This is a genomic window from Stieleria sp. (genome assembly GCF_041595215.1).
Taxonomy (GTDB): Bacteria; Planctomycetota; Planctomycetia; order Pirellulales; family Pirellulaceae; genus Stieleria; species Stieleria magnilauensis.
Genome location: NZ_JBFHKV010000508.1, coordinates 1 through 5846 on the forward strand (window position 1 = coordinate 1; position 5846 = coordinate 5846).

The 5846-nt window shown below is 57.2% G+C and carries 1 protein-coding gene; it reads left to right on the plus strand.

The window, feature by feature from the left end; all coding sequences use genetic code 11:
- Window positions 1-12: 12 nt before the first annotated feature.
- Window positions 13-5571, plus strand: a complete 5559-nt coding sequence (locus ABX749_RS18935) for an RHS repeat-associated core domain-containing protein (RefSeq protein ID WP_372897335.1) — start codon at window positions 13-15, stop codon at window positions 5569-5571.
- The last annotated feature ends 275 nt before the right edge of the window (window positions 5572-5846 follow it).

A 5846-nucleotide genomic window follows, 5' to 3' on the forward strand; every position in this document is an offset into this window, starting at 1 on the left:
CGCAATCAGGTCGTGCGTGAGCGTTGGCTGGATTCCAGCGATGACGTCGTTTTTGAAGTCAATAATCAATACGACGTCGGGGGCCGATTGGTGTCGACGACCGATCCCAACGGATCGATCACCTACGTGCACACCGGTGATGTGCTGGGACGCACCAAAACCGAGACGTCCACTTTTGCCGGTTCGATGGATCCGGTGCGGGTCGAATTCAAACGCAACGAAATCGGCCAGTTGATCGAGCAGAGCGTGCAATCCGGGTCGGACGCACCGATCGTTCGCGAGCAATACAGCTACGAATCGGACACCGATCGGTTGCAATCGACTCGACAGACCGGTGCGGCCGTGACCAACAAAGAGGTCACATTCGAATACGCGACGGGATTGAATACGGTCTCAAAGATCGACCGCTTTGATGATCGGTCCGACCAAAGCCAGCTCACGACAACACTCCAGTATGACAGTCGCGGGTTCCTGGACCTGCTTACACATGGTGACGCAGGCGCGCCCGTCAACCGGTATGATTTGTCCTACGACGTCGCCGGCCAAATCACGGCGATTGAATCACCGTTTGATAACACCGTCTATTCGTATGACGATCAATATCAGTTGACCGGTGTGACGCATACGGCGTCTGAATTGTCCGATGAAGTCTATGGCTATGGGGTCAACGGTCAACGTGTGGCATCCGCACATCATGGCACGGCCTATCAAACGGACGACCAGAATGAATTGGTCGAAGCCGGCGACCTGCGTTATGAGTACGATGCCGAAGGCAACTTGCTGTCGTCGACGAATCTCGATGACAGTACTACTGATCGCTACGCCTGGGATCACCGTAATCGGCTCATCCAGGTCGAAACGTACGACGAAAATGAGACGTTAATTCGTGTCGTTCGCTTCGGCTACGACCCGTTGGATCGAAGGGTTTCCCGTAGCGTTGATGAAGATCCGTCCGATGCTGTGGAACCCGCGATCGAATCGTTCACTTACATCGATGGGTCCGTTGCGGTGCGCTGGGTCGATGTCGACGGCGGCGGAGCAACCCTTCCCGAAGTGGATGCGGTCTATCTGCGAGGGCCTGAAATCGATCTGGTCTTGGCTCAGGATTTTGGCATCGATGGGTACCAATGGATCCTCGGGGATCACCAGAATACCGTTCGCGATTTGGCGGACGCGGATGGTGAATCACTGACGCACTTCTGGATCGACTCCTACGGCCGCGTGCTGGGACAGACGGTCGAGGGGTGGTCAAGCGAATTCCTGTTCTCCGGCCGCCAATACGATTCAGCGACGGGATTGTATTACATGCGGGCACGCTATTTCGATCCCCAGGTCGGTCGATTCATTAGCGTTGATCCGATCGGATTTGCATCGGGGGAGAGCAATCTGTATCGGTACGTAGAAAACAACCCGGTCAATCTGCGTGACCCGAGCGGTTTAAGTCTGTTTACCAATCCGTTTCAGAATGGTGTTCGGGCGGCTCAACGACCAATCGGCCCGGTCGATTCGCTGGACACCGCGAAATTTGTACTCGGTGCGGTCAACGGGGCAATTGATGCATCGATCCAAAGCGGAATTGAACTTGCCAACACGTTTGTTTTTGATCCGTTGAGAGTCGCGTCGGGGCAAGCTCCCGAAGGGCAACTCTGGACTCAGACGATCGTCCATGGCAACTACACTGAAGCGGCCAAGTTGGTCGGCCCAATGTTGTTGGGTTTGGTCCCCGGTATCGGTCCCGCCTTGTCCGCGGTCGCCGGTGCGGCGCTCAACGCGAATGACTTTCAAGAGAATTTCATGAATGCGACCAAGGCCTGGTACGCCGGTGACGGCCAGGGGTTTGGTGCGGCGATGACCGAGGTTTACAGCAGCGGCAAGGACTTGGGAGGCATCGGCACGGCCTATACCTCAGTCAAGACGGTGGGCTACAACGCGTTGGGGGGCAACACGATTCGTCATGGTGCGAAAGCGGATGCCGGCGAAACTCGAGCGATGGTCAAATCGCAGCAGCGTGCCGCCCAAGGCCAAACGACCGACGTCTCGCAGCGGATCCGGCACAAACATGACGGCATCAACGCAGAACCGACGAACACCGCACCGACGGCTCCACGCAACGCATCGGCACTCGAAACCCTGGCCAGCGGCGTCAAGCAGATCCATAGCTCGTACGTTTCGATGCGAGCGTATTACAACAAGGCGAAACGAAAATACAACGACCTGCGAACTCATTTGAATGATCCCAGCGTTCAACGTGACTACTACGAAAAGCTGGAGACGGCGGAGAAGTTTTACAACAACGTCAAAGGGCGGGTGCAAAACCTACGCAAGTGGTTTGATTCACGGCCCAAGGCAGCGTCTCGGGACCGCGCCGGAGACGCTTCGATCGCGACGGAATTATTGGCGGCGGCGGAAAAGATCGATCGCACCAAGACCAAACCTGGTGAAACGCATCCGATCGATTTGATGGAAAAGGCGAAACCGGAAGACATGAAGTTCACCGGTGACGACGCACTGCGTCTGGCCAATCGCGTTGTCGAATTGGCCGGCGTCCCCGACTTCACCCCCGCCAGCCAAAGAGCGGCAATTGATGCTCTCGTCCAACAACAAATCGACAAGGGCCATTCCCCCGACACGGTGTTGGCGTTGATCGGGGATATGCAAGAGACGCTCGGCGGCGGATCCAAGGCCTACATGGATCGACATGAAGTTGCCACCAAGTTCACAGGCACCGAAAAATATCACCACATGGTTCGCGTTCTGGAAGCAACCGCGGTCCGCCAAAAAGGCAAGCCGGCTGGAGACACCGCGGCGGGAGTGCTGCGAATCATTCGCGACGGAGACACGAGCGGTTCGATCAGGAAACAACCGCCCGGATCAGAGACCGCCTATGAATTTGAAAACGTCGGACGAGACTTCTTTCAGGCGACCGAATTGCGGTATCTGATGGCCAGCAGCCGATCGACACTGGACTTTGTCAATACCTTATCCGGTCCGGGCGCATTCGCCGGCCGCCCCGAGGTCGCCAAAGCACTCGGAACCGCTGGCCGATTACTCGATAGCGATTTCTTTGTTCTCGGTGCCAAAGGAAGTTTCGCTGACGTCGCCAAACTGAATTCGCTCGGTGACGCATTAAACTCCGCCCGTCAGGCCGCCATCAACGTCGCCAGGACGCTCGGTCAAGAAGGCAAAATGGTGGCTGACGCGGCCAACCGAGTTTCCAACGCGATCATTGGGATCATCGATAACAAAATCAATCCCGGTGTCGCGGTCAAGACCAAGAAGGCTGCCTTCAAAGCATCGGGTAATCCGAACAGCGCCGACCTGGACATCCGACACCGTAAGCTAGAGGAATTTGTCACCCGAATCGGCGGCCGTAACCAATTGTTCGCGCACGATGTGATCGATCCAGTCAGCGGGAATCTGGCAGTGCATCCGAGCGAAGTCAATAACCCCACTCCGCGTGTTCGCCTCGGCCTTGATGAGAACGGCGGTCTGCAATTGGAATACTTCAACGTTTTTGATCACGAGAAAGCAGCTTTTCACCAGACGGCCGAGTTTCAAACGTTTGCGAAGAACCTGGCAGAATTTGTCAGCATTGGGGAACAGATCGCATTGGTTTCTCAGGCGGCCGGGATTGAACTTGATTTTGTCGCCTGGGCGGGGCGCAATGGAATGATCGAAACCAGTGCCAAGGGGCTGCACACCGATCCCGAATTCCACATCCGGATGGGAGCAACCGGAGTCCGATATGACGCCGGCACAGGGAAAACCAGCTTTACCAATGAGTCTGGGCATCAATTCACCAATGCCCGTCGGATCAATATTTACAAGACTGCGTTTCTGCCGGTCGTTAACGAAATCGGTACGTCCGTGTCCGGTTCGCTCAGCCTGCATGCGGCGGAATCGCTAACAGGTTCCGCCGCCGCGGACGAATCGATTCTGGTCGATGCCCCGCACGAGGTCTATGGTCCGGTCTTGCCGCCTCGGCTAGCTGACAGCGGTGAGATCACTTTCGAGCTGGATCAGAGCACTCAATCCATTGGCACGCCCGATGAGCTGATCGCTATCTTGGAAGCCGCCGCGTTCTATTGGAAAGCCAGTCTGAATCTGCCCTTCGATTTGTCTGTCAAGATTCAGTTGCAAGACCTGCCAGGCAGCCAACTCGCGTTGGCTCGCCCAGAATCGATCGACGATCGCACGGTCACCGCCTCCATCTTGATCGATGATGATGCTGCCGGGCGAAGTTGGTTCATCGACAACACGCCACTGGACAATGACGAGTTTGTCTCGACGACGCCGGTTGCCGGGTACGATTTGCTTTCAGTCGTGTCCCACGAACTCGGTCATTTGCTCGGCTTTGGACAATGGCACCCCGGATTCGCTTCCATCACGCAAGACGTGGATGGCGATCGTCCGATCCTCCTCGCCGATGGACGACGCTATGTCCTGCAACGTGGCGGTGACGAATTGGATCGCAATCTGCATCGCGACTTGCTGATGTCCGCAACCCTGGCCATCGGTGATCGTAAACTGCCTACGGAAGAGATCTCGATCCTGGCGAACGCCTACGCGCAGGGAGACATCGCGTCCGATGTGTTTGCGTTCGCGCACGTTCCCCATCACCTCCACCAAGAGGGGCATCTGCAAGCGAGCCTGGGATTTGTGCTGATGGCCGAATCCGTCACAGAAACGGTCGATGCGGGCGTCGCCGTGGGGCTTCGCAACAACCGCTTCTCGCAAGCCGACTCGACAGCGTCAGATTTTCGTTGGCAACCGATCGGCGACATTGCCATCGCTGAAAACGCCGCCACCCTCAGCGAAGACGTTGGGATGGTGACGGATCTGTCGCAGACGGTTGTCGTTCCCAATGGGGTCAATACGATCTCGTTTACGTTGACCGGGATCTCGATGGATGTCGGTGGGGTGGCCGATGGCAATGCCGTGCATCCGCCGGAGGTGTTTGAGGTCGCGCTGATGGATTCGGTGGGGGCGACGTCGTGGATGGGCGAAATGGGGAAACTGACCGGCGGGGATGCGTTGCTTTCCATCCAGGCCGATGGGACGGTGTACTTTGCCGACGGCGTGACCGTCGAAGGGGTTCGTCGCAGCGGCCGAATCGGTGACTTGACCAAGCCGATCGATGTCGTCATCAGCCTGCCGCCCGAAGCGAGCGGCGAAGTCGCGACGTTGATGTTCGATCTGGTCGGGTTCGGGGAGGACAACAGCCAGGTCCAGGTCAGCAACATCCTGTTGGAAGCAAGCAACGGCTGGCAAAATCCGATCAACCCGTTTGACGTCGATGACAAAATCACCGACGGTGTGAAGTCCGTGTCGCCACTGGACGCGCTGGTGGTGTTGAACGAATTGGCCCGTGCCTCGGTCTACCATCGCTCGACCAACAAGCTGTTTGAAATCACCGACACCGTCGGTCCGCCACCGTTCTACGACGTCAACGGCGACGGGTTCATCACCCCCAGGGACGCGCTCCGCGTGATCAACGAGGTCGCCCGCCAGCAAGCCGCCGAGCCGGAAGCGTTTGACGAGGCGCTGGAGGCGTTGCTGGACGAAATGTAGGTCACGCTGCGCGTGACGGTTGGCATGCACAGCATGCCCTACTTCAGTCCCCTCGGTAGCCACGACTACCGCTTGCGACGTTGTGGTTGTAAGGTTGAGCTGACTTGACCTCCTAACCTTCTTGAAAACCACACCCCATGGCTGAACTGAACCTTGCGATCCGCGTCGATTCGCTTGGATTGCCCCTGAAACGTGCGCTCGATGTCGCCGCCCAAATGGGCATGCGATCGGTGGAACTCAATGCCCGCAGCGAGATTCATCCCGAATCGCTCTCC